Origin of the sequence: Bacilliculturomica massiliensis (genome assembly GCF_900605495.1) — a bacterium.
GTDB classification, from domain to species: Bacteria; Bacillota; Clostridia; order Peptostreptococcales; family Anaerovoracaceae; genus Bacilliculturomica; species Bacilliculturomica massiliensis.
This window is the reverse complement of the sequence record NZ_LR027601.1, coordinates 143,804-169,531: the sequence shown is the minus strand read 5'-3', so window position 1 is coordinate 169,531 and position 25,728 is coordinate 143,804. Positions and strand designations below refer to the sequence as shown.

Genomic DNA, 25,728 nt, shown 5'->3' with positions numbered 1-25,728 from the left:
ATAGGGGAAAATGTCGGAAAAATACCGGAGGGTCTCTATCGGTCCCGGCGGCAGTTGTTCTGCAGGCCTTCTTTTACACGCCGTCCCGCTTCCACCTGTGCATGAGAAGGAATACCAACAGCAGGGCGGCGCAGCAGACAAGCACGGATCTTTCTCCGGCCATGCCGTTGATCAGTGTTCCCGCCGCCGCGCCTACGATAAAGAACAGAATGATGCCGTAGTACTGCAAGGCATCCTTTCGCGCCTGCATATCGCCGCTCCGCCGAAAGCGGAAGAGAAGCTCTGTTCCGCTGCGCAGATTGCCCGTGCACATCGTTGTGGCGCAGGTTATCCCGTTGACCTTGCGGAAGGTCTCCACCTGCATCGAGCAGACAAAAGATACGATTATGTTTACCAGAGGATCCCATTTCCCCGCAGGCAGAAAGGCGGCTCCCAGCAGCGCGGCCAGCTGGACGGCCACCACGATCTGACGCCAGTGCAGCGCTTCGCCGCGTCCCCTCCTGCTTCTGATCCCTTCGGCCACAAAGATCCCGGCGACGAAGGCCAGTATGGGCAGCAGATAATAGGAGGCCGTCCGCCACTGCCCCTCCGCCAGGTTGATTCCCAGCAGTACGATATTGCCGGTCTGAGCGTTGGCAAATACCCGGCCTCTGCACAGATAAGTGTAGGCGTCCAGATACCCGCCCACCATGGCCAGGATCACCCCGATGCGGTAGGTCTCCGACATCTGCCGCTCCTGTATCATCTTACCACCTCCAACTGAATACGATCATGTGAAACATACTGCAAAACGACGCAAATCGTATATTGTCGATTTGCGTCGCGATTTGAGATCCCGTGTTGTTTCCCGGCGCACCGGGCCGGACTCATTTGTTCAGCTCGTAATAAACTCCCTTTTTCTCCATCAGCTCCCCGTGGGTGCCCTGCTCCACAATGCCCTCCGACGTGAGCACCAAAATGACGGACGCGTTGCGGATTGTCGATAAACGATGAGCGATGGTGAATGTTGTCCTGCCCTTCGCCAACTTTTCCAGAGACGCCTGCACCAGCCGCTCGCTCTCTGTGTCCAGCGCCGAGGTGGCTTCATCCAGTATCAGGATCGGCGGATTTTTCAGGAAGACCCGGGCAATGCTGATCCGCTGCTTCTGGCCGCCTGACAGCTTCACGCCCCGCTCTCCCACATAAGTATCGTATCCATTCTCCAGACCGACGATGAAGTCGTGGGCTCCCGCCATTCTGGCCGCCTCCACGATCTCCTCTTTCCCGGCTCCCGGGCGGCCGTACTCGATATTCTCGTATACCGTGCCGGAAAACAGATAGACATCCTGCTGCACCATTCCGATCTGGGAGCGCAGAGACTGTATTGTCACATCCTTGATATCCCAGCCGTCTATGAGGATGCGCCCGGCGGACACATCGTAAAACCGCGGGATCAGATTGCAGATCGTGGTTTTTCCGCTTCCCGAGGGGCCTACCAGCGCCACATTTTCCCCGGGCTCCACGTGCAGCGAAATATTGGAGAGCACGCGGCCTTTTCCCTCCTCGTACTCGAAACTTACATTTTCAAAATAAATGTCGCCCTTCACCGGCGGCAGCACCTCTGCGTCCGGCGCGTCGTCCACCTCCACCGGGACGTCCATGATCTCGATAAACCGCTCGATCCCGGTCATTCCCCGCTGAAACTGCTCCGTAAACTCCACGATCCTCCGGATAGCCGTCAAAAGCATGGTCACATACAGAAGGTAGGCCACCAGATCCGCCGGCGTGATCTTGCCGCGTATCATGAACAGCGCGCCCACCACTACCACGGTGATGTACATGATCCCGTCAAATAGACGGGTAGTGCTCTGAAAGCCTGCCATATAGCGGTACATTTCTTTCTTAATGTTCAGGAAGCCGCTGTTTCCCTCCTCGAACTTCTTTTCCTCCACTTCCTCATTGGCAAAGGATTTTACTACGCGGACGCCCAGAAGACTGTCCTCCACCTGCGCGTTCAGCTCGCCGATCTGGTTTCTGGATTTTTTAAAGGCCCGGCGCATTCTGGTGTTGAACATCATGGAACAGACGATCATCACCGGCAAAATGGCGAAGATGATCAGCGTCAGGAGCAGATCGGTCTGAGCCAGTATGGCGAAGGAGACCGCTATTTTCAGCGCTGCGATGAAATATTCCTCCGGACAGTGGTGAGCGAACTCCGTCACGTCGAACAGATCGCTGGTGATCCGGGCCATGATCTGACCGATCTTGGTATTATCGTAAAACGAATAGGAAAGATCCTGCAGATGGGCGAATAGATCCTTTCTCATATCCGTCTCGATACGCGCCCCCATCATGTGTCCGATATTGGCCATGTAATAATTGGCCAGCACATCCACCACGCGCAGCGCCATATAGACCGCCCCCAGGCTCAGAATGATCTGAACCGTCAGCCCCTCCAGATCGTTCATACCCATGTTGGTAATATACCGCACGATCAGCGGCAGCACCAGCTCGCAGAGCGTGGTGAGAGACGCGCAGAAAAGATCGAGAAGCAATACTCCTTTATATTTTTTAAAATAGGGCGCAAATCTTCGGATCAACTGTAAATTAGAATGCGACTTCTCCATGCTCCCCCCGATTCTCCTTTCCGCGCCCCGCAGGCGCTTTTTCACTACAGCTCAAAGGCCCTTCCGAAGGCGGTCACCGCCTTCTCCTTGTTCTCCATATCCACTGCCAGCGAAATGGAGATCTCCGAAGTCGTTATATGGTAGCAGGGGATCGCCGCCTTGCGCAGCACGGCGAACACCTTTCCCGCCACGCCGGACCGGATCGCCATCCCCACTCCCACAAGGGAGATCATGGCCAGATTTTCTTTCAGCCTGACTTCCGTTCCCGCGAAACGAGAGTCCGTCTCCAGCTGCTTTTTCAGCCTGGGGCCGTCCTGCCCCGGACAGCTGAAGGAGATCGCGCACCTGCCGTCGGCCTGGATCTGTTTTGAGATCATATCCACATTCACGGAAAGCTGCCCCAGCACTTCAAAGAGTTCCGCCGCCGCGGCGCCGTCGTCCTCCATGTTCCCCACCGTAGCGATGGTATAATTGTCGGCGGTGGATATTCCCGTTACCGCCATATCCTTCATATAATTTGAATCATTCATAACATAAGTCCCCCTGCTGTGATCTTCACTGAGCGCTTCCGTAACAAACAGCCGAACATCGTATTTCCTCGCCAGCTCCACGCTTCTCGCCTCCAGCGGCCCCGTTCCCAGCGCCGCCAGTTCCATCATATCCTCGTAGGTGACGATAGGCAGCCTTCTGGCGGCGGGATAGAGCTCCGGATCTACGGAGTACACGCAGCTGACGTCCGAATAGATCTCACAGTCGCAGCCCAGCTCAGCGGCGATGATCACCGCCAGCGTCTCCGCGCCGCACCGGACCGGATCGTTTTCATTTCCAGCGGCGGCAGGTCCCTCCACCACCGCGGCAGCCCCGGCGGCGCAGACCTCCTCCAGTTCAAGCACTGGAAACCGTTCCGGATCAAACCCCGCGAATACACTGGTCTGCACCCCCGCTTCCCGCAGTCCGGCCGCCAGCGTCTCCGCCGCGTTCTTTCCATCCGCCGCATAACAGGAAGCGCTGAGCACCACCACCATGCCGTCCCCGGGTTTTCGGGCCGCAGCCAGATGTTCTGCCACAGCCTTCATTTTTTCCGCGCTGTTTATGCTGTTCTTTCCATACTTTCTGACTACATTCATGTTGTTATCCCCTCCCGAGTCCGTTTCCCTGCCGTCAGCCGGCACGGTCTGCTTTTGTGGTTAGTTTACTTGAGCGGAAAGAAAAATTCAAGGGGTTCCGCCATATTTCTTACATTTGATCCTGCCCCGCCGGGCCCCTGGAACAGGGGATATTTCCTATGTTATAAAAAGCCGGATAAGCGCCGGTCCCGGACGGACCGCCTTATCCGGCATACAGCGTTCTGCTGTGATACATCTTCCGATGAACAGCTGAAATTTCAGCCTGTTTTTTACGAAGTCAGGGATGTTTCTTTCTAAACCACACCCTGCCAGCGCATGGCGTTGGACACCTTCACGAATCCGGCCACGTTGGCCCCCATCAGCAGATTTCCCGGACTTCCATACTGAGCGGACATCTCGTAGGACTGGGCGAAGATGTTCTTCATGATCGTCTTCAGGATCCGGTCTACCTTTTCATAGCTCCAGGACGAGTGACCGGCGTTCTGAGACATTTCCAGGCCGCTGACCGCCACGCCTCCGGCGTTTGCCGCCTTTGCGGGAACGTAGGTGATCCCCTCCTGCTGCAGATATCGCACGGCGTTCAGTGTGCACGACATGTTGGAGCCTTCAAACAGAGCTGTGACGCCGTTGCGCACCAGCATTTCCGCCGCTTCCAGGGTGATCTCATTCTGCGTGGCACAGGGCATGGCCACATGACAGGGAATGCTCCAGATCCCTTCGCTGCCCTCCGTATAGACCGCCGACGGTTTTCGCACGGCGTATTCGCTGATCCTTGCCCGCTCTGTTTCCTTGATCTGCCGCAGAAGCTCCAGATCGATGCCTTCCTCGTCGAAGATGTAGCCGTCGGAATCGGAGGCGGCCACCACCCGCGCGCCGAATTCCTGAGCTTTCTTGATCGCATAGACCGCCACGTTGCCGGAACCGGAGATCACCAGCGTTTTCCCCGCCAGAGACTGTCCGCAGAGCTGCTGCAGCGTTTCCTCCGCCATATAGCAGAGTCCGTAGCCGGTGGCTTCCGTCCGCAGCAGCGACCCGCCTGCGAAGATACCCTTTCCCGTCATCGCACCCTCGGAGATATTGCGTAGCCGGCAGTACTGTCCGAACAGAAAACCGATCTCCCTGTTTCCCACGCCGATGTCCCCCGCGGGCACGTCGGTACTGGCGCCGATGTGCCGGAACAGCTCGCTCATAAAACTCTGGCAGAAAAGCATGACCTCCGTTTCCGTTTTTCCGTGGGGATCGAAATCAGAACCGCCCTTTGCGCCTCCCAGCGGCAGGCCGGTCAGACTGTTCTTGAAGGTCTGCTCGAAACCGAGGAATTTGATCACCGAGGGCGTGACCGTCCGGTGAAACCGCAGACCGCCTTTATATGGTCCCAGGGCAGAGTTGAACTGTATCCGGTAGCCGCGGTTGACCTGGACGTCTCCGTTTCTGTCCACCCAGGCCACGCGGAACTGCACAAATCGTTCCGGTTCGATGAGGCGTTCGAGAACACCCTTTTTACAGAGCCCTGGATGCTTTTCTATGACAGGCTCCAGCGCAGTCAGCATTTCCAGTACAGACTGTAAAAATTCCGGTTTGTTAGGGTCTTTCTGCTTTGCGATCGAATAAACTTCTGACAAGTAACTGTTCTTCAGATGCATAAATCCATACCTCTCTTCTCTTTTTCTTTCATTTCTTGTATTCATTAAACAATAATATGCCAGAATATATGTAGAAAGTCAATAATTTTTCTAAATATTCTAAAATAAAATTCTAATCAGAATATTATGCGGTATATCAGCCGTTTTTGCCGGCGGCCCGCGATCCCTTTTCTGCGCCGCCTTAGCCCGGCCTGCCGGACGCGAAATGCTCTGCTTTTTTTCTATCTTAAGCAACTTTTAATAGATTCCTAATCAAAAATGTGAGACAAGCATACTGTTTTCATATAAAATAAGACTGTGTTCGACATACGCAGCCCACGTGTGTGGGACGCGGCCGAACGCGCCGCATCCGAATCACACAGTTTTTTATACCATATTGGAAAGGAAGCCACATCATGAGCGCAGAGATATTGATCGTCGACGACGAACAGGAGATCGCCGATCTGATCGAATTATATCTGAAGAACGAAAATTACAATGTTCACAAATTTTACACCTCGGCGGAAGCCCTGGCCTGCGTGGAAACCACCAAGCTGGACATGGCCATCCTGGACGTAATGCTGCCGGGAGTGGACGGTTTCGGCATCTGCCAGAAGATCCGCGAGAAGCACAACTACCCGATCATCATGCTGACGGCCAAGGACGACGAGCTGGATAAAATCACCGGACTCACGCTGGGAGCCGACGATTACATTACCAAGCCCTTCCGCCCCCTGGAGCTCATCGCCCGGGTAAAGGCCCAGCTCCGTCGTTTTACAAAATACAATACCAGCCCGGAGACGCCTTCCGGAGAAAAGGAAGACGACATCATCGCGTTTTCCGGTCTGGTCCTGAATCCGGCCACCCACGAGTGCACGCTGAACGAGAAACCCCTCTCGCTGACCCCTCTGGAATTTTCCATCCTGTGGGTCCTCTGCAAGAACCGGGGCAAGGTCGTGAGCTCCGAAGACCTGTTTTACGAGGTCTGGGGGGAGAAATACTATTCCAACAACAGCAACACCGTCATGGTGCATATCCGGCATCTGCGGGAAAAGATGAATGATTCCGCAGAAAAGCCTAAGTATATTAAGACCGTATGGGGAGTGGGATATAAAATTGAAAAATGATTTTACACGTCTGAAACTGAAGATCGTGTCCCAAGTCTGCATCGTGGTGATCGTCGCCGTAGGTCTCGGTCTCTTTATCCAGTTCGCTTTTATCGACGGGATTTTTCAGGACAGCTTCGCCGAAGGGTTTCTCACCTTCTGCCGCGCCGTGTTCCGGGTCTCCCGCGACGACGCGATCTACATTTACAGCGCGCTGTTTCGGGAAAACAAAGCCTTCTGGCTTCTGATCGGCTTTGTATTCCTGCTGCTCTTGTCTTTCTACATCAGCATGAGCCGCTTCACGCGGTACTTTTCCGAGATCACCCGGGGCGTAGACAAACTGGCGGAAGGCACGGAGGACACCATCGAACTTTCTCCGGAACTGGATTTTGTACAGCAGAGACTGAATGCGGTAAACTACGCGCTGCAGAAACAGGTGCGGGACGCCAGAGAGGCGGAACAGAGAAAAAATGACCTGGTCGTCTATCTGGCCCACGACATCAAAACGCCGCTGACCTCTGTCATCGGGTATCTGAATCTGTTGGCCGAAGCTCCCGACATGCCCGCGGAGCAGCGGTCGAAATACACGGATATCACGCTGGAGAAGGCCTACCGGCTGGAACAGCTCATCAACGAATTCTTTGAGATCACCCGGTTCAACCTGCAGACCATCGTGCTGGACAGAGATACGGTCAATCTCACTTATATGCTCATGCAGATCGCCGATGAGTTCTACCCCATTCTGACCCCTCAGGGAAAGAAAACGGAGGTCACCGCCCCGGAAGGCCTGACCGTCTTCGGCGACGCGGACAAACTGGCCCGGGTCTTCAACAACATACTGAAAAACGCCGCCGCATACAGCGATGAAAACAGCATCATCCGTATCGACGCCCGGGTGGCTCCCTTTTCCGCGGAACGTCTGGCCGCCGGTACCGCCATCGGTCCGGACCCCGTCCCCGATCCCCAGAAAGGATCCGGTTCGGGCCACGGACCCAAAGCGGTCTCCGCCGATTCCCCGTCCACCGCTTCCCGGATCCCCCCAGGCGGCCCTGCCCCCCTGCGGTCAGGGGGCCCCGCTTCCCGAAGCAGCGCACTGTCCCGAGACATCGTGCGCGTGACTATTACCAATCACGGAAAAACCATTCCGGCCAAGAAGCTGGACAGCATATTTGAAAAATTTTACCGGCTGGACAGCGCCCGTTCCTCCGGAACCGGAGGCGCCGGCCTTGGTCTGGCCATCGCCCGCGAGATCGTAAACGCCCACGACGGCAGAATCTACGCGGAGAGCGAAGGTGGAGTGACCCGATTTACTGTGGAGCTTCCGCAAAACGGCGTCCGCAGCGCCAGAGAGCTCTGATCACTTTTTCCGACATTCTATCATTTCTGATCCAAAGGAGACTTTTTTATGCAATCCGTCAAGCCAACCAGCCGCAGGCGCCGCAGACAGCGCGGTCGGAACGGCGTTCGCCCCAGCCTTTTCCTTCTTGCCCTGCTCGTCGCGGCGGCCTGTCTGATCATCCCCCGTATTGCGGGACGTCTGGGGCTGGGCGGCGACTGCTCCGTCGGCGGTTCCATAGCCAGACCCGCCTTCAGCCTGATCCAGCCCAAGCCGCTGGAGCTGAACGCGGACGACCTCTACAGTTCCTGCGCTCTGCTGATCCGTCTGTCCGACCACGCCGTACTCTATGAAAAGAACAGCGATGTGCAGACGTATCCCGCTTCCCTGACCAAGATGATGACTGTGCTGACCTTTCTTGAGACTTACGCGTCTCAGGGCACGCTGGCGGATCCCCAGACGCCGGAAACGGAGGATCCGACGGATCCCCAGGAGACCCCAGATCCCCAAAAGCTGCTGGAACGCCTTCAGTCGGAAAACTATACGCTTCCCAGCGAGATCTTTCCCATCCTGGCGAAACGGCACGCTTCCATGGCCGGTTTTCAGCCCGGCGAGACCGTATCGCTTCTGGATCTGGTCTACGCCTGCCATCTGCCCTCCGGTGCGGACGGCTCCATGGGACTGGCCTATTCTATCGCCGGATCTGAGCAGGGCTTTGTGGATCTGATGAACCAGAAGGCTCAGGAACTGGGCATGAAAAACACGCATTTCACCAATGTCACAGGCCTTCACGACCCGCAGCACTATACGACGGCGCAGGATCTTGCCATCCTGATGGAGCACGCCCTGAAAAATCCGATCTACCGCAGTGTCCTCACGGCGAAAAAACACGAGATCGCTCCCACCAACTTCCATCCCGAGGGCTTTACGGTCCACAGCACTCTGGCTTATAAGATGCAAGATCTGAAGGTCAACCGCACGCTGGTACTGGGCGGAAAAACAGGCTACACCGGCGAAGCCGGTCTCTGTCTGGCCAGTCTGGCGCGCAAGGGCAGCCAGGAATATATCCTGATCACCACCGGCGCTCCCGGAAACAATTATACGGAGCAGTTCAATATTACCGACGCCCGCCTGATCTACGGCGCACTGTAGCCCGGCGGGAATATACCGCCCTCTATTACAAGGCCTGACTTTTCAAAACATACCATACGGCCGGCGTACCCTGCCGCAAACGCAACAAAAAAGGTGAAAACTGTTCGTGCACAGTTTTCACCTTTTTACAGCCGCCTGTTTTTTATGACCGTCCGTTTTTATGACCGCCTGTTTTTATGACCGTCTGTGTTCGCGGAGACCGCGTCCGCCTGGCGGGATCCCGGTCTATTTCCATAAAGCCCTTCTACGCGAACAGCCAGAAATATCCCAGCACCAGAATGCCCAATACGATCCGGTAGTAACCGAAGGCCTTGAAATCGTACTTCTTAATATAGCTCATGAGGAACTTGATGGCAGCGCAGGACACCAGAAAGGCCACTGCCATACCCACCACCATGATGGCGATCTCCATCTGGGTAAATACAAACCCAAACTTTACCAGCTTCAGCAGGCTGGCCCCGAACATCACGGGGATAGCCAGATAAAAGGTAAACTCCGCCGCCACCGTGCGGGATGTGCCCATGAGCATGGCGCCGATGATGGTGGAGCCGGACCGGGAAGTGCCCGGGATCACGGCCAGCACCTGGAATATACCGATAAACAGCGCGGTTTTATAAGTGATCTGCGAGATATCGTTTATGGTAAACTTCCTGTGCTTGTTGTGATTCTCCATGACGATGAAGATCACGCCGTAGACGATCAGCGCAACGGCCACCACCACGTAATTGTTGAATGTGGCCTCGATCAGATCGTCGAACGGAAGGGCGATGATCATCGTGGGTATGATGGCGACCAGCACCTTGAACCACATGACAAAAATATCTTTCTTTATGAGCGGCTCGTTCTTTTTAAAAGAAAACGGGAAGATCTGTTTCCAGTAAATGACCACGACGGCCATGATCGCCCCCAGCTGGATCACTACGAGAAACATATTCCAGAAGTTCTCGCTGACATTCAGCTTCATAAACTCGTCCACCAGGATCATGTGTCCCGTGCTGCTGATGGGCAGCCACTCCGTAATGCCTTCCACAACCCCCAGGAAGGCCGCTTTTAACAGTTCAATCCAATCCATTCCATAACCCCTTTACTCGTTTCGTATCCTCCGGCCTCTTTTGCGTCAGACCGGATACCTTAAAAAGTATACCCCAAATCAGACTGGTATTCAATAGAAAAAGCCCTCCTGCTCCCTCTCAGCTCTCCAGCCCAGGCAGAAATAAATTTTTTTCAAAGATATCGCAGAATCTTAACTCCCGCCTGTGTTGTTATAGGTGAAAGGATGGTGAACAAATGGATGACGGTAAACTTCTGAAACGCATGAGATCCGACGATCAGGACGCCTTTCAGACTCTCTTTGAACGATACGCCCGCTATGCGGCGGCGGTGGCCGCCCGGGTGGGCGGCTCCCGTCTGACCGTTTGGGATGTGGAAGAGATCTGTTCGGACGTGTTCTTCACACTCTGGCAAAAGCGGGCTTCCATCACCCTGACCGGCGGCACACTGAAACCGTACATCGGGACCCTGGCCAGAAACCGGGCTCTGAACGCGCTGCGAAACAACAGGGCTCACGTTGACAGCCAGCTCTGCGAGACCGCCGCGGCGGAGCCTTCCGCCGAAGACCGTTATCTGCAGCAGGAAAAACGCGGAACACTTTCACAGGCCATCGCAGACGTGAAGGCATCAGACAGGGAGCTTTTCGTCCGCAGATATCTGTACCAGGAGCGGGTGACCGATATCGCAGAGGATAAGGGCATGAACGTAAAGACGGCCAGCACACGGATTTTGAAGGCCCGGAAGCAGGTTGCTCTGATCATGAAGAAATTGGGGGGATAGAAATGAAACGGATGATCGAAGACAAAAGAGACAAAGGGGATAAAAAGGACAACAAAAACATGGGAAACAACAGAGACGGCTGGGATCCATCACTGACAGCTGATCTGGATCTATCCGATACAGAGGCGGCCGAGCTCACCAGACAGGTGGATCTGGGCAGGATCTGGGAGTCCACCGCTCTGCGGATCCAGCGTGAAGAGGCCGTACCGGGAGAAGAGACCACGCCGGCCGCAGGCTCCGCACAGTCAGCCGGCTCCGCACAGTCAGCCGGCGGCGCACAGTCAGCCGGCGGCGCGCCTTCCCCAGGCGCCTGCAGACGTCTGAACCGGCAGGTGCGCCGCCTGGCAGCCGCAGCGGTCCTGATCCTGTGCCTGGGCTGCGCAGTCTTCGCCGTGCAGAAAGGATATTTCGAGACTTTTTTCGGCATCGATCCACTGTCCGACAGCCAGATCCTCCGCGTCAACTCCAGCCAGACCTCTGACGGAATACGGATGACACTGGCGGAGGTGATCCCCGGAGAGACGGACGGTGTGCTCACCGTAGCCTTTGAGCGCACCGACGGTTCTTCCTTTCCCGAGAATGTTGAACTGGCCGAGTTTAACGTTCTCCTGGATGGAAAAACCGCGGGCGGAATGGAAGGCAAACAGCTCAGCGACGACAAAAAACAGCTCCTGTACTGCATCGAGCTGGACGGAAGGGAGATCCCCATCAAGGGAAAGACCCTCACGGTGGAGGCCGGCACCCTTTACAGCATTGACGAACAGGAGATCCATTTAGAAAACTCGGGATTGTGCCTGCAGGATGGATACGACGCCCGCCCCATCCATCTCAGCGAGGCGGACATGGAGCGTCTGACCGGAGCAGAGGCCACTGGAGACAGGGAAGGATCCCGCCGGTGGTATTCGGAACTGGGGGAACAGATGAAGCTGCAGACCGCTTCCACAGCGATAGCCGATATACAGCTGAGCGACGCGTATCCTGCGGTCCGCTTCCCCGGAGTGGCCATTGGAGGCGGCAATCTGTATCTCAGCGTATCTCTTCCCGAAGAAAAATTAGATACAGCCGGTCTTTCCATCCGTGAGCAGAACGCCCTGCAGAACAAGGCTTCCGTCTCAGGTCTTCTGGACACGCGTACACAGGAGACAGCGCTCTGGAGCCGCCAGCGCACCAGCAGCGCCGATGGTCTGCATACAGTCTTCTCTTCCTTCGAACGGAAAACGTATACGGAGGAAGACCTGGCCTATCTGATTCCGGTCATCACCTACGAGGACAAAGAGCTGATCTCCCGGGGGCATTGGTCACTGTCGTACACCTTCGACGAAAGCCTGACCAAAAACCTGAAGACAGACATCGTAGAATCGATGGAGGAAGGCACGGTTCAGATCACCGACGCCAGGATCTCCGTGATGGGCGTCAACCTCTATGGCCAATGGCTGGAACACGCAGAAGGCGACGCCCCTTACCGAGGATATCCCCCGTATCGTCCGGAGGTCAAGGCTGTTCTCAAGGACGGCTCTGAAATTGAGCTGACATGGAACCAATCCCTGGTGACAGATGCCACAGGCGGATACTTCAGACATCGATACATTTGGGAGAATCAGGACGGCCAGGACCAAGAGCGCCGGTTCATCGACCAGGAGCTGATGGACACCATGGCAGGCATCTCCGTGGACGGCACGCTGATCCCTCTGGAATGACCGGACGGACGTCAGCCGGTGATCGCATCAGGCGTCGGCCTGTGATCGCACCCGGCGTCGGCGCCGTTTCGGCCCTGCCAGAATTCAGATCCGGCTCTGTCAGGCCATCCATATTGCCTGCAGATAAAGAAATGGCCGGCGTCCGGGTTGTTTTCCCGGGACGCCGGCCAGCTTTTATTTTTGAGAAGCAGGCGGACTTGTCATACCTGTATCCGCTCCCACTTGTCGCTTCGGAAGCGCAGATACATGAGGACCCCTCTGACCATCAGATCCAGGACCATGGCGTACCAGGCGCCGGCAAGTCCCAGATCCAGCACCTTTACGAACAGAAACGCCACAGGCAGCCGGATCCCCCACATGGTCAGCAGGCAGACGTAAAACGGCACCTTCGTGTCTCCGGCGCCTCTCAGGGCGCCTGTAAGGACCAGCGCCGCCCCGAAAAAGGTCTCGCCCACAGCCACGATCCGCAGCGCCTGGCTTCCCTGCTCGATCACCTCCGGCACTTGGGAAAACAGACTGATCAGCTGTTCGGAGAAGAGGTACAGGCACAGAGACATGCAGAGCATACAGGCCGTGCACATGTAAAAAGCCACGTTGCCGCAGCGTCTGGCGTCTTTGGGATCCCTTGCCCCCAGCGCCTGTCCCACCAAAGTGGTGGCCGCTACCTGAAATCCGAAGCCCGGCATGTAAGAGATGGATTCCGACGTAACTGCCAGTTGATGGGCCGCCAGTGTTACGGTTCCCAGACTGGCCACCGTGCGAATGAAAAACAGCTGTCCCACCGTGGTGGCCAGCCGCTCCAGGGCGGCGGGAACCCCCACGGAAAGCATCCGGCTCATTATGCTCCGATCCACCTTCAGACCGGCAAACTGCAGCTGGACCCTGCTCCTGCGGAAAACCAGCAGCAGAAAAATGGTGGCGCCTCCGGCCCCCATAGCCACCGCCGACGCGGCCGCCGCGCCCGCCACGCCCATACCTGCGCCCCACATGTGGATCTTCTGGCCGAACAGGACCATATCCCGTTCCGGAAAGATCAGCAGAAAGTTTCCGACGATGTTGATGAGGTTCGTCATCAGATTGATGTACATGGGCGTTCTCGTATCGCCCGCTCCCCTCATGATGCCGGACAGCACGATACCCGTGAAATGCGGCAGAAAACACAGTGACAGAATACGTATGTAGGAAGTGGCGTACCCCTGGATCTCCGGTTCTCCGCCCATCCATACCGGCAGCCTGCCGCCGAGGGCGAACACAAGCACGGACAGCACGGCCGCAAAGCCTGCAACCATCACAAACGCCTGCTGGCTCACCCGCCTGGCCTCATCCCCCTCCTGCGCCCCGATGTGATGGGCCACCAGAACGGTACCGCCCACTGCAATGGCCGACATCGACGCATTCATCATCCACATGACGGGATTGTTGATCGCCACAGACGCTGTGGCATAGGCCCCCAGGCTGCCCACCATAGCTGTGTCGATGTACTCCACCATGGAGAGCATAATATTCTCAAAAATAGCGGGCCATGCTAAAAAGATGACCCGCCTGTATAGTGATTTCCTTGCTTCCGCATCCAATCTGTCCTGCTGTACCTGCTCCACGCCGCTCCCTCCGCAAACGCTTCCCGTTATATCTTCTGCGATCTCCGATTTTCTTTATCTTCCTAAAGCCTATCATTCCATATCCGGAAAGTCAATGACAGAAATCTGTCTCTAAAACAGGCGAAAATCCGTCATCCGTCAACGATTGACTTTTGAAAATGGGCAGATATACTAAGTAATATCAAGAGAATTATTTCGGAAAGGATCGGCCCCTACAGCCCGGGACCGGCAATTCTTTTCCGGATCATCCAACTAACTGTATTTTAACGGAGGAACAAAATGGACAGAAATCCAAAGATCGCGGTATTGAGATGGGAAGAAGGACACGTTCCCGAAGGCCTGCTGCAGCTTGAGACCATGCCCGGAAACAGCACCAACAGAGAATCGTATCCCTTTCCCGTGAGATTGATCTACGTGGAAGGCGCCAATGTGGAAACGGTGATCACCCATCCCAGCAAGGAACTGCTCGCCAATATGATCCGCATTTCGAAGCAATTAGTGGAGGAAGAAGGCATTCAGGCCATCACCACCAGCTGCGGCTTCAACGCCATATTCCAGAAGGAGCTGGCGGAAGCGCTGGACGTGCCCGTATTCACTTCCGCGCTCCTGCAGGTGCCCTTCGCCCAGAATCTGATCGGGAAGAACAAGACCGTCGGCGTCATCACCGCCAACAAAGGTTCTCTCACAAAAGAACATTTTCACGCCTGCGGCATCACCGACGACATGAACGTGGAGGTGATGGGTCTCGAAGATGCAAAGGAGTGGAGCAAGATCTTCGACAAGCCGGATGAAAAATTCGATATGGATGCAGTGACCGAAGAGATCATCGGAGTGGCAAAGAAAGGCGTAGCCGACCATCCCGAGATCGGCGCCATCGTGCTGGAATGCACGGATCTGCCCCCCTATGCCGCAAAGATCAGAGAAGCCGTAAAACTCCCCGTCTTCGACTTCAACTCCATGATGGGTCACATGGCCATCGCCCTGGCGGATCTGAACCTCTATTAAGCGTACCGGGCTTCTGAGATAAAACAGTTTCTGTCGGAAACATATTGGCCCTGCGGGCTCACTTTCACAAGGTGAACTTTTGGGAAACACAGGAAATATCAACAGTCTGTTTTCCTATATCATAAAAAGTCTCCGCGTTCTGCTTCTGCAGCGCGGAGACTTTTTATTTTGCCCGTTCGGCCCCGCAGGCCCTCTGGTCAGGAGCCCTTTCGGGCCCCGCTCCCCCCAACTCTTCTCCTTTCTGCGCCTCTCCCCCTATGGAAAACTTATGCGTAATACTTTTCACACCATCTACATATAAATGTGATAACGGGAAAAGGAAAATGCAGGCAGACTTTGCGCAACAAACCAAGAAATAAAGGGGTGTTAAGGAAATATGAAAGATTACATAGAAGAGCGTGTTCTGGAACTTGCAAGGTACATCATAGAGACAAATTCGACGGTCCGCGGGGCGGCGAAAAAATTCCGGGTCAGCAAATCCACCGTACACAAAGACGTGACCGAACGTCTGCTGGAGATCAACCCGGCCCTGGCCCACGAAGTCAAAACCGTTTTAGACAGCAACAAAGCAGAGCGCCACATTCGCGGCGGCCTTGCCACCCAGATGAAATATAAAGGTACACATGAGGAAGCTGCGGAATAAGTCCGCCCGCTCATCAAGACGAACACCGCGATACAAAAAGGAACGACTGATATCCGCTTTGGGTTCAGCCGTTTCTTTTTGTGTTGTTGTAAAATTAGGTATGATTGAAATAAGCACACAGGCCGAAAATTCTTACCTGCAACTGCAGCCGGAAGACGATTTGAGCCATGCTTTCACTATTCTATAATCAACGTATACAAAGCTGTCTCTGGTCTCAGATCTTCCTCAGCGTCGTCTTTCGCCTCAGGAAGCACCTTGAAAAAATTAGGGCTTGAAACTGTCCCCTTATTTTTCGTAAACCACTGATGGGAAGCGGTGGCATTTTGCCTGTTTCCATTCCCCACGGTTCTGTCTTCCACGGATGGATACCTGACATTCCGCGGCTTCTTCTCCCAATTGGCCATTTTTTGTACAATTTCCATGGCCTCGTTCTCTTTAAGCGAATCTGTGAAAAACTCCTCCAGGCCAGGACTTTTTATGGCCCAGCTTCCGGTTTCAGGATCAATTTCACGCAGGTGCAGCGAGTCGACTGCGATCCGGACGCTGCCAAAGCCCAGAGGCTTCGCCCGGCCTATTTTATGAGCGCAGGCTGCGTTTCCGAAATCAAGGGCCCATTTCAGCTCCGTCAGCTGCTGTTTGCTCAGCTGTTCAAAATAAAGACGGAAGTGAAAGCGCGGCTCGTCATTCGGCTCTCCGGCTTTCATCGGACGTATTCTCTGCTTCATAGCGCTCACTTTATTCGCATGCGTTTCTTTGTATTTTCCCAAATTCACTTCGCCGTGCCAGTAATACTTCCTCCCGCGCAGCTGCGGTTGCTTCTTGCTCAAAAGCTGTTTCGTGACCTTACCGTTCTGAAATTCGTGCATATAATCATAGGTCCAAAACCCCTCCCCCTTCTGGGGCTTCGCTGCGTCACCATCATAGGGCGGCTTTGTATAAAACTCCACCGCTCCGGGCTTTGGCTCTCCCAGCTCAGGCAGGATGATGGGCTTTTCAAACAATTCCTTGCTGTCTTCCACCGGGCGGATCAGCCTTGCATCCGTCACTCTGATCTTCGATCCGCAGGCGTAGGCCCCGTTCTTTCCAGGCGTTCCGACCATCCCGAAGATCTGGCATGCGGGACACAATTCTTCACCTGTACAGGGTTCGTATCCACCATTGTTTTTCAGCAGCTCCCCGATGGTCTTTGCATAAGCTTCACGGCCAATACAGGCCGGCGACAGATAGACATGACTATCGCCATGACTGTCTTTTATTTCGCTAAAATAAACAGGGGTTCCGTCGGAAGATACCTCATAGCCGAAATACCAACCCGCGTTATTGAAACTGTCTGCCCGATTTTTCTTTGGGTCACGGTACTCCGCCAGTATTTCTTTCAGACGATCGATATCCGACTGACAAGCTGTCAGAATACCTTGCCCAGAAGAATCGCAGCTGTAAAAGACAGATTCATGATGTTTTCTGGAAAACGTCTCTCCTTTGTGAAGCCAGCCCTGTACATACTTCTGTTTCTTCAGGTCTTCTCTCAGGGACTGCATCTTCTCATTGCAGTTCGCCAAGTAGCTGTTTTCAATGATTCTATAATCCCCTATCAGCTTCCCGATAAATACATTTTTTCCCTTTATTTCCTTTTTATATTCTCCATTCAGCTTGATCCATATCTCCTGCCCCTCTTTCCACTGGTTATATATTTCCACTGGAACAAGCTTGCCCATACGGTCATCATCAGTATGTACATTTAGCATGGCTTTCTGGCACGGGTGGATGACCCATTTCCCATCTTCCTCTTTCAAAATGCCGGGACGCTTTGCTTCATTGGTCCTTCGCGAGAGCGGCCGGTCCAGCGACACGGAAGACATGCACCCCTTGAACGCCGCTTCATACACGCTGCGCACCACGCCACGAAGCTCGCTGCCCGGGATCACAGGTTCCACAGGCGGCGGCAGCTTGCAATCAGAAGTGTCAGAATCTTTTTGCAACGGCAATTGGTTATCTTGTCCGTTCTCACTGGACCAGTCGTCATAGGAGAAAAAATCATAGCCCTTCCCGCCCGCAATTTGCTTCTTTTCTTCTGCTGTCAACAGCCTTGAGGAGGAGGAAGTATTCGGGATAAACAACGGGGTCAGAAGCTTTATGCTGCAGTCAAAATATCCCGTATAGTTATCATCAGGCTCTATCTCAGGAATCACACGTTCACATTTCCCCATCAGCGGGATAAAATTGTACGGATTGACAAATCGTTTATCAGGATCCTTACTGAACGTTGCTTTCTTCTTTTTCGCCATCTTCACAGTCTCCTTCCCAGGGGCAAAACGCTGCCATGCGTATATCATTTTGAAATACCAGCGCTTCTCCTTTTTTCACATCGGGTACACGCATATACCTGCGCACATGAATCGCGGCTTCTTCCTGGCCGCTAAGCTCTACCGGTATCCATATCCTTGTTCCGCGTTCGGATACCAGAAGCGTCCATCCCGCGAATCCTTCTTTCTGTTCCTTTCCGACCCTTCCCCAGAGCTTTTGCCGCTCATCAATGATATATTCCCCTGTTTGATTTCCCATTTTGCAGCTCTCTGTATCTCTTCGTATTCTTCCCGTCCAGCCACAGTCTGACGGAACCAGAAATAATTCCTTTTCCTCATCGAAAATACGGAGCTCCCGCAAAAACTTCCATTCTAACGGCGTCGGCGCCTTTTCTCCTTCCAGACCCACGAGAAAGCTGCCATTGTCATAGATTCCAAAGCAGACTGCAAAGTCCAAAACAGCATACAGATTCGCCTGCTGCGGAAACCATTTATCGATCCTCGCTATCGCTACCTCCTCGGATATGGTTCCGATCGGTTCATATGGTTTCATCCTTTTGTCCCCTCCTATTCTGCTCCTTCTCTTTCTGATCCTGCTCAATCCGCGCCTTCTCTTTCCGCTTCTTTTCCGTCTGTACCCATGAAGCCGCAGCCTGCATACACGCTTCCTGCCGCGCTTCCTCCAGCGGTTCTCCATCCAGTAGAATGCCGGCGTCCCCTTCTTGCGGCCGGCAGATTCCCCGGCCCACTGCGGTTTCCCCGCCCACCGTCAGAAGTCCTGACTGCAAGTCCTTAATTGCCCAGAGAAGCATGCCGCATACCGCCTGGTCCGTCGGCTCTCCGCTGTCCTTTTTCCAGCGTACCCGAAGCCGAATCGTCCCGCCTGTCCAGAGCGTCTCCTCGTATAAGGCCCCCTGCACCGTGCCGCCGGTAAACCGGTCCACCGCAATTCTGGCCGTCGGCAGTGCATGTCCGCCCTCAATCACAGTTTCTTCAAATACTACCCGCGATGCACATAGCTCCGGAGCGTTTTTCCCTGTGCCAGGCTTCTTTGTATCCGGCTTTTGGGCCTCGATCCATGTCCCAAACACCGGCTCCAGTGTCTGCTGCGCCTCTTCCCAGTTTTCCAGCTCTCCAATTTCTTTCACCAATTTCGCAATATGGCTTCGGAAGGCGCCCGCCCAGCTGCTGCCCGGTATGGTCGCTTTTTCTCCTTTTCCACCCACCGTCATCTGCCCATAATCAGGAATGTCCGCCGTTCTGGCAAAGGCAGTGTTGTAGGTACGCACCAGCAGTGTTCCTGCGATCTGGAGAGGGATCTCCAGGCAAGACTCGATCCGGCCAACATCGTTTGCATACGAATCTTCCTTTTGCTCCTCCTCCCATTCTAAAGTCTCAAATGTATCTCCCTGATCCCAGCCCCAATCCAGCCACTTCATATAGGCGTCTTTATCCGTCATATCGAATTTTTTCACCCGAACACGCTCTATTTGGATTTTTCCGTATCCCCTGCGGCTTTTCGCCCCCAGCCTCAGTTCTCCCTCGTTAAATCCCCGCACCCATAACTTGATCCACTGTTCATCTTGTTCCCATATTGCCTTGATCTTCTCTGTTCCTTCCAAGCGCTCTGCTCTCTGAAGAATCTCTATCCGAAAGGTTACGGCTGCATCCTGTTCTACAAACTGCAGCTCATATTTTCCCATATGGCTGGCCGTCTTTCGTTCATTCAGCTTCACTCCGTCACGAACGCCGGTTTCCGCCTGCTCGATTGCCGCGTCATAAATAAAGATCCTGCTCTGTCTGTCGTCCCCGCTTCCGGGCACGGCGCTCTCAGAGGCTCCAAACAGCCGGTTTGTCTCGGCGTCTCCCTTTACCGCATTTGCATATTCCCGCAGCGCCCCTGCCAGGGTGCTTCCCGGTATGTATGGCGTTCCCTGAGCGTTAACGATCACATCCGCGTCCGTATGTTCCTGTTCTCCCGATCCAACAGACAGGGGAGAAGCCAGACGGCCTGTCATTTCAATGCATAGCCGGCCGCATATTTTATTGTTGTTTGTAGCAGACTCACTCATCTTCTCCCTCCCTCTTTCTGGCCTTCCATTTCGCAGCTTCCAGGTATTGTTTCATAAATTCGGCGGACTTGCCGCCGCACGGTTTCATGAAATTCAGGATACGGGCCCGCTTTCCGTCTCCGGAAATACGTTCCGCTTCTTTTCTTATCGCTTCATAATCTCTTGGTCTTCCGTCCCGACCTTTCAGCATCTGGATGAGAAGGGAAATCTCAGATGCGGAAGGAATGGCGTTCTTGTCCTGTTTATCCAGCCACTCCAAAGCGTTTCTGGCCGCTTCTTCCTGCTGCAGACGTTTTTCCCGGTATTCAGAGACCGCGTTGAAAAAACGATCCGTTTCCACAGACGGCCCTTTGTCTTCCCGCACATTTCCCAGCTCTGCCGGAGCGTCATCCATGATCTTTCCCCCGGCGCAGTCCTCCCAGGGAACTGCTTTCACCTGCCCGCAGCCTCTCCCTGTCAGCATTCCCCAGCGCATGTCTTCTATTTCCCAGGCCTCCACATCGCCGGCTGTTCTGATATGAAAAGAACTGCCTGCAGAAACGGCGGGGCAGGCTGCCGCCGGGAGTCTCCATTTGCTGTTATATCCATTGATTACCGTGCTGCTGCAGACGGAATCGATCTGTTCTATTTTACTGTTCAGTTCTTTGCTCATCTGTGCGATCAGCGGATCGGATCCTGTGGCGTATGATCCATCTGACGGGCTCCGATACACCAGCGGGCTTAGCAGCCAGACAAGCCATTCCCTTCCCCTTGCCAGATCTTCATCCTGCTGTCCGGCAGCAGGCTCTCTATGCTCCCGCCTGACCGGAACGGCTTCCAGGATCCGGAACCTGCAGTTTCCATACTCCGCTGTCTTTGATGTCCCCAGTCTCAAACGATACTGGTACGCTTCCAGACATTTAGTCAGAGCCAGAATATCCTCTGCCTTCCCTCTCCAGCTCCCTGCAAATGTCTGTCCCTTGGACAGGGCAATGTAGTGGAAAAACTGTCCTGTAGGGACGCTGGTATCTTCGGCCCGGTCATTCAATGCATGGCCTATACCCCTGTCAGCCGGACGGGCGTGATGAAAATGTATTTCCTTATGAGGCTCTGCCAGATACAGCCCGTTTGTGTCGAGACAGATCTGGCTGGAAATTTGTTTCTTTCTCACAGCTTGTCCGCCTGCCATGCTGTTAAACCAGGCTTTCCTGTCTTCTTTGGGAACAGCAAAGGCTTTGGGTGCGGGCACATATTGGATGCCGTCTCTTTTGAGAAAAGCGTTCCCAAACTGTACGCCGTCACGCAGAAAGATCCTGCGAAAACTCTCATCTTCATGAGCGCTGTCGCCCAATGAGTTCATTTTTATGTACATGCCTGCAAGGGCCCCTGATACGGCGCTTGCCTGAATCTGGTTCAGCCCGTCCTCCTGTCCGCCTGCCATGACCACAGGCTGTTCCAGCTCGATTTCATAGGATAAACTGATTTCCGTCTCCTTCGGGAATTCTTTCAGAATAGAAAGAGACTCCTTCACTTCTTCGTTCCCATATTCTATCTTCTTCAGGGTGCAGCGAACTTCTCCCATACCCCGCGTTATCCCGATCCCCATGTGCCGAAGTCCTTTGACACAGGAATGCAGGATCTTTTCTTCCTCCTCGCCCAATTCTCCCTCAATCCGGCTGGTAAAGAGGATCCCTGCGGGAACCACCTGCACGGTGCGAAGAGAATGATTCTTCGCCGTTCCCCTCTTCTTGTCCAAGGCAGTCCTGGTCCTCTTTCCCGTAAAAATATCCTCCAGCAGCTGCTCATCTATATCCGTACGCTCTTTTGCGGTCTTCAGCAGTCTCTCATACTCCCCTGCCGCCACCACTTCCCCGTTCTCACGGCCAAACAGATATCCCGGTACTGCGCTCAGACGGCCGTCCTCGACCCGGATCCCTTCTGCACGCTCCAAACCCGGGCGGCCAAAGATCCGGAAGAGCGCCTCCTGCGAAATGACGCCGTTGTCCGCCATCTCCCGCCCAGCTACCAGCAGACAACCTTTTATACGTTTTGCCGGTATATACGGGATCCCATATTCCAGCGCGGTCTTACTGTTGAGCATGCCCGGTATTGCTTCCCCGGTCGTCGTACAGAAATCACTTTTCAATTCGATCTGTAAATTCCATCTCTTCATCAGCTTGTCCTCACTGTATATCTAAAAACTTCTCAAGCAGATCCGTCCGGCACATTCCCTGAAGCTCCAACGCGTCAAACAGCGCAGAATCCTGCCATTGCCCGCCGATCAGATCGTCAATCTCATACCCCCGCGACGAAAACTCACGCTTTAATAATTCCACTGCGTCACTGCCTTCCTGGATCGCGCGGTAAATTTTATGCAGTCTTCCGGAAGGCCAATTCTCCATCTTTATCAAGGTATCGAACAACATTTTCAGCGAATTCCCACCCGTCTCTTCGTCTTCCGTGCCAATGGCGTATGGGCGTTTGTGCCATTTTATATTTTTATCCGACAGTTCCGCCTCGCTTTCCATTATTACCTGAAAGTCCAGATAACCGAGCGCTGGACCGCCTCCCATTTCCCCTTTTTTTAAATACCATCTTTCCTTGGCTCGGGAACAGGATTCCTCGGCAATGGAATACGCCACGCGGAACGGAAAATGGCTGTGAACAAACGCGATCCCTCCGCAGGCTGTGATCTTTTGTTCCTCTCCCTCCTGCTTCTGCATCAGCTTCCTTATAAACCCGGCTGCAGCAGGGACGGCCAGTTCTGCTCTGCACAGGAAGGTGAAATCGTCGCCGTCCAATATGACAGGGCGTAGGGGAAATATTTTTTCCTCATCTTTTTCACTATCTTGTCCCTCACGGTTTACGAACATCTTCGCATCCCACAGATCTTTCAGTATTTCCGCATAGGTGTCCTGAAACAGCTCTGCGATTTCCCTCGATTCCCTGCGGGTAGCGGAAACCCCTTCCGCGTATCCCCCGTGTCCCTGCAGCCGCCTGTTCATACGGTCGCCCATCCCGTTGCCGTCAATATGAACGACCGCGATCCTGCTGTCCTCTCCATGATCTCTGCACAGTTGTTCCATTTCTTCGGGATATCCATAGTCTGCTTCATTCCCGATCGAAGGGAACAGACTCCGGCAGCTTCTGATGTTTTTATATGCGTTTCTTTTCTGAAGCTGAATCCCGGTCACATTCTCCCCATTCTTCCCGTAACAGATACGGCTAGTGATCGGCAGATAACTTTCATTATCCCGGTCAACTACAGGAAAGGGCGCATACAGGGGCTGACGGCCCGTCCTGCGCTTCCCTTCTTCCATTGCCCGATCCAGCCTGCTTCTGTCCTCCGAAAAATTTTGCAGCTCTGTTTCAATATAGGCAACCGCCAGGTTCAGTCCCTGACAATTTACAGCCGCTTTCACTGCCAATATTTCCCCAATTCTCTGAAACAGGTCCATTCCCCGGAAAAGGGCCACCGCATTTCCGCCTCCGATATATATGATCTCAGCCTTGATCGTTTCGTCTTCCGGCAGGCGCAGTTTTTCTTCGTGTTTCCAATCTAAAATAATCGCTGCGTTCTCCTGCTCCGCCGCTTCTCGAAAGGCTTCGATTAGAAACTCTTCCAGTATTCTGGTCACCTGGTAGGACGCGCCTGCGTTTTCCCGCAGGCGGTTTGTGGCAAAAATGTAATCCTGAATCCCGCTGACGTCGTATTTGGCCAGGATATAATTACTTTTCCTGCTAGTCATCCTTTTTTCTCCTTTGCTTTGGGCTCGATTTTTTCTCCTTTGCTTTGGCTCGATTTCTCCAGAATATCGCTGATCCGCTTCGCATATGCTCTGTGCGGAAACAGCATGGGATTGTTGATAACCATGAGAAGCTGATTTAATTGAAAAATCAGGGATAAAATCACGTTCTCCTCTTCCTCTATATCGTTTCGGGGTACTTTCATATCCAAAAGAAGATGCTGCCTTTGTGTTTTTAAATTTTTTTCTTTATTCTTTCTTTCCTGTTTATCATCCGGATCCTCGATCCTGTCGTACGCATGATTCAGCGATTTGTTCCAGGCTTCCAGACTCTGCTCCTCCTTCGGTATGAGTTTGATCAATTTCCGCTTCTTTGCATCCACTCCTAAGAGAATGTCAAATTTGTTTTCGTAGTTCTTTATGGCCCTTTTCCCAGCCAGTGTGCACAACAATTTCACAGGCCTGGTGGCCGTTTGCGTTACTTCTAGATGCTTGTTTGATATATCCGGATTGTCTTCCATGTTATCGACCATTTTGTTTACCATTCTGACCACGGAGTCCAGCGATGGGATTAAAGCGTCAATCGCATCCACCCATTCTTCAATTTTTTTTCGTGTCAGTTCCTGGCTCTTGCATTGTGCAACCGCAGCCACAGCCTCAATGGGAATGAATTTGATCTTGCCGTAATTGAATATGTAAGGGGTGTAAAGCTCGTCGAAAATGGCCAGATCCACTTCCTTCGACTTATGACCGTAGGAGTCGATGATAAACACACCCTGTTCAATGCAATACTTTCTCGGAATGATCATCTCAAATAAGGACTGCCATACGGCCTCTCTGTATGAGCCCTCCGTCGAATGATGATTCGAAACATTCAGCAGTAGCTGATTTGCAATCGAGCTCTCAAGCCCTTTATAATTTTCGGCAATATTCAGTATGACGTCCTCGTAAGTAGCAGCATCTCCCATTTTCATTTCCTCCTTTGGCTTATTTGTCGTAGAAAACCTCATAGTGCCCAAACCCGATCGTCGCGCCTTTTCCCACCCGAAGGTATTTCCCCATCTCCAGGATCGGCACAAACCGGGACAACTCTCCCCCGTACAGGATCCACCCTGTTTTAGCCGCAAGTTCCAGCTTTCCATCCCGCCTGTTCATCGAGTATCTGGAAAAAGGCACTTCCCTCCAGTCCTCATCAACCGTCTTGACCGACGCGGCCAGAGAACGCATTTCCTCAATGTCCCACTCCAGACGTACATCCGTGTACTTCGTTGTCAACAGCGAGATCCTCCGTGTAAGAAATTGGATCAGCATAGGAAAAGGCAGTTTTGAAAACAGTTTTCCCCCTGATACCACTCTGAGAGGGGTATCGAATACAAGACAGGCATAACCGGCGTTTCTCTCTCTTATGGAAAGCGGTTTGGCCTCAAGATTTCGAATAAAACTTTTCCCACCGGCATAAATGATTGTCCCGGAATCCGGTTCTACGACCTGTTCCAGTCTGAACATCAGCCGTTCTGCGCCCCAGCCTTTCTGCTCCGCCGCCATCAGGGCATCCAGATAGACTCCTGCCTGTTCGGTTCCTTTCCCAAATAAGGTAATGTCGAAAACACAGCGCTCCCCTTTCTCCCACTTTTCCTTCGCTTGTCCATGTACATATATGGTATATGGATTCACGGCTCCCGCCTCTCCCCCTGTATTGCTGAAGCACTGGACATAAAGACAGCGTTCCCGTTCCTCGCATAAAAAACATTTTTTGTTTTTATGACTGTGACAGTAAAAATCGTGTATACAGTGTCCCAGAATCCCGCGTATCGTAGAGCCCAGATAGCTGGGCAGCGATCCGTTTTGCAGACATTCATATCTCGCGCGCAACGTTAATATCTTCATAAATTCAAACATGCCATCT

Annotated in this window: 20 protein-coding genes; 7 read left to right on the top strand and 13 right to left on the bottom strand. The window is 53.6% G+C overall.

Translation table 11 applies throughout. The annotated features are described in order from the left end of the window. Window positions 1–73: 73 nt before the first annotated feature. The 4 genes from E0E37_RS05800 to gdhA form a co-directional block, all read right to left on the bottom strand. On the bottom strand, window positions 74–745 hold the full coding sequence (locus E0E37_RS05800; RefSeq protein ID WP_130862046.1) for a YoaK family protein: 672 nt from the start codon (window positions 743–745) through the stop codon (window positions 74–76). 121 nt (window positions 746–866) lie between these two features. Beyond that, window positions 867–2,606: an ABC transporter ATP-binding protein gene (locus tag E0E37_RS05795; RefSeq protein WP_130862045.1), complete on the bottom strand. Its 1,740-nt coding sequence runs from the start codon at window positions 2,604–2,606 to the stop codon at window positions 867–869. Window positions 2,607–2,650: 44 nt separating this feature from the next. Further along, window positions 2,651–3,733: an amino acid kinase family protein gene (locus E0E37_RS05790; RefSeq protein WP_130862044.1), complete on the bottom strand. Its 1,083-nt coding sequence runs from the start codon at window positions 3,731–3,733 to the stop codon at window positions 2,651–2,653. A 293-nt stretch (window positions 3,734–4,026) separates the two neighbouring features. Further along, window positions 4,027–5,376, bottom strand: a complete 1,350-nt coding sequence (gene gdhA, locus E0E37_RS05785) for an NADP-specific glutamate dehydrogenase (RefSeq protein ID WP_130862043.1) — start codon at window positions 5,374–5,376, stop codon at window positions 4,027–4,029. 395 nt (window positions 5,377–5,771) lie between these two features. On the opposite strand from gdhA, the gene vanR reads away from it, so the two are divergent. From vanR to E0E37_RS05770, 3 genes are read left to right on the top strand one after another with little or no spacing between them, the layout of a single operon-like run. Further along, window positions 5,772–6,482: a VanR-ABDEGLN family response regulator transcription factor gene (gene vanR, locus E0E37_RS05780; RefSeq protein WP_130862042.1), complete on the top strand. Its 711-nt coding sequence runs from the start codon at window positions 5,772–5,774 to the stop codon at window positions 6,480–6,482. After that, complete coding sequence (locus tag E0E37_RS19275; protein WP_130862041.1) at window positions 6,415–7,818, top strand: sensor histidine kinase; 1,404 nt, start codon at window positions 6,415–6,417, stop codon at window positions 7,816–7,818. Before vanR ends, E0E37_RS19275 begins: the two co-directional genes overlap by 68 nt. Before the next feature lie 48 nt (window positions 7,819–7,866). Further along, a complete protein-coding gene (locus E0E37_RS05770; RefSeq protein WP_130862040.1) occupies window positions 7,867–8,949 on the top strand; it encodes a D-alanyl-D-alanine carboxypeptidase family protein in 1,083 nt (360 codons plus the stop codon). A 244-nt stretch (window positions 8,950–9,193) separates the two neighbouring features. On the opposite strand, the gene E0E37_RS05765 is transcribed toward E0E37_RS05770, so the two are convergent. Beyond that, entirely contained in the window at window positions 9,194–10,021 is an 828-nt protein-coding gene (locus E0E37_RS05765; protein ID WP_130862039.1) for an undecaprenyl-diphosphate phosphatase, read from the bottom strand. A 215-nt stretch (window positions 10,022–10,236) separates the two neighbouring features. Between E0E37_RS05765 and E0E37_RS05760 the strand changes: the two genes are divergently transcribed. Together E0E37_RS05760 and E0E37_RS05755 are read left to right on the top strand one after the other, a co-directional pair. Beyond that, complete coding sequence (locus E0E37_RS05760; protein ID WP_130862038.1) at window positions 10,237–10,779, top strand: RNA polymerase sigma factor; 543 nt, start codon at window positions 10,237–10,239, stop codon at window positions 10,777–10,779. A gap of 2 nt (window positions 10,780–10,781) precedes the next feature. Next, window positions 10,782–12,476 carry a DUF4179 domain-containing protein gene (locus tag E0E37_RS05755; protein WP_130862037.1) on the top strand — a complete coding sequence of 565 codons (1,695 nt, stop codon included), beginning with the start codon at window positions 10,782–10,784 and terminating at the stop codon, window positions 12,474–12,476. 200 nt (window positions 12,477–12,676) lie between these two features. Here E0E37_RS05755 and E0E37_RS05750 read toward each other — a convergent pair whose 3' ends face one another. Then, window positions 12,677–14,074 (bottom strand): MATE family efflux transporter, encoded by a 1,398-nt coding sequence (locus E0E37_RS05750; protein ID WP_130862036.1) that lies wholly within the window; start codon window positions 14,072–14,074, stop codon window positions 12,677–12,679. Window positions 14,075–14,353: 279 nt separating this feature from the next. On the opposite strand from E0E37_RS05750, the gene E0E37_RS05745 reads away from it, so the two are divergent. Both E0E37_RS05745 and spoIIID read left to right on the top strand, forming a co-directional pair. Continuing rightward, window positions 14,354–15,079, top strand: coding sequence for an aspartate/glutamate racemase family protein (locus E0E37_RS05745; protein ID WP_130862035.1), 726 nt, complete (start codon window positions 14,354–14,356; stop codon window positions 15,077–15,079). A 376-nt stretch (window positions 15,080–15,455) separates the two neighbouring features. Then, window positions 15,456–15,722, top strand: a complete 267-nt coding sequence (gene spoIIID / locus E0E37_RS05740) for a sporulation transcriptional regulator SpoIIID (RefSeq protein WP_130862034.1) — start codon at window positions 15,456–15,458, stop codon at window positions 15,720–15,722. Between the two features lie 176 nt (window positions 15,723–15,898). Here the strand turns inward: spoIIID and E0E37_RS05735 are convergent, their stop codons facing one another. The 7 genes from E0E37_RS05735 to cas6 are packed head-to-tail and all read right to left on the bottom strand — an operon-like array spanning window position 15,899 to window position 25,496. Beyond that, window positions 15,899–18,007: a TIGR03986 family type III CRISPR-associated RAMP protein gene (locus E0E37_RS05735; RefSeq protein WP_130862033.1), complete on the bottom strand. Its 2,109-nt coding sequence runs from the start codon at window positions 18,005–18,007 to the stop codon at window positions 15,899–15,901. Continuing rightward, window positions 17,976–18,578: a type III-D CRISPR-associated protein Csx19 gene (gene csx19, locus E0E37_RS05730; RefSeq protein ID WP_130862032.1), complete on the bottom strand. Its 603-nt coding sequence runs from the start codon at window positions 18,576–18,578 to the stop codon at window positions 17,976–17,978. Before csx19 ends, E0E37_RS05735 begins: the two co-directional genes overlap by 32 nt. Beyond that, window positions 18,565–20,097 carry an RAMP superfamily CRISPR-associated protein gene (locus tag E0E37_RS05725; RefSeq protein WP_130862031.1) on the bottom strand — a complete coding sequence of 511 codons (1,533 nt, stop codon included), beginning with the start codon at window positions 20,095–20,097 and terminating at the stop codon, window positions 18,565–18,567. The genes csx19 and E0E37_RS05725 overlap by 14 nt, the downstream gene beginning before the upstream one ends. Then, the gene (locus tag E0E37_RS05720) at window positions 20,090–22,249 is read right to left on the bottom strand and encodes an RAMP superfamily CRISPR-associated protein (RefSeq protein WP_130862030.1); all 2,160 of its coding nucleotides are present in this window, start codon (window positions 22,247–22,249) and stop codon (window positions 20,090–20,092) included. The genes E0E37_RS05725 and E0E37_RS05720 overlap by 8 nt, the downstream gene beginning before the upstream one ends. 10 nt (window positions 22,250–22,259) lie before the next feature. Continuing rightward, window positions 22,260–23,825 carry a Cas10/Cmr2 second palm domain-containing protein gene (locus E0E37_RS05715; RefSeq protein WP_130862029.1) on the bottom strand — a complete coding sequence of 522 codons (1,566 nt, stop codon included), beginning with the start codon at window positions 23,823–23,825 and terminating at the stop codon, window positions 22,260–22,262. Next, window positions 23,822–24,790, bottom strand: coding sequence for a DUF6602 domain-containing protein (locus tag E0E37_RS05710; protein WP_130862028.1), 969 nt, complete (start codon window positions 24,788–24,790; stop codon window positions 23,822–23,824). Before E0E37_RS05710 ends, E0E37_RS05715 begins: the two co-directional genes overlap by 4 nt. Window positions 24,791–24,809: 19 nt before the next feature. After that, window positions 24,810–25,496 carry a CRISPR system precrRNA processing endoribonuclease RAMP protein Cas6 gene (cas6, locus tag E0E37_RS05705; protein ID WP_246019640.1) on the bottom strand — a complete coding sequence of 229 codons (687 nt, stop codon included), beginning with the start codon at window positions 25,494–25,496 and terminating at the stop codon, window positions 24,810–24,812. Window positions 25,497–25,728 lie beyond the last annotated feature (232 nt).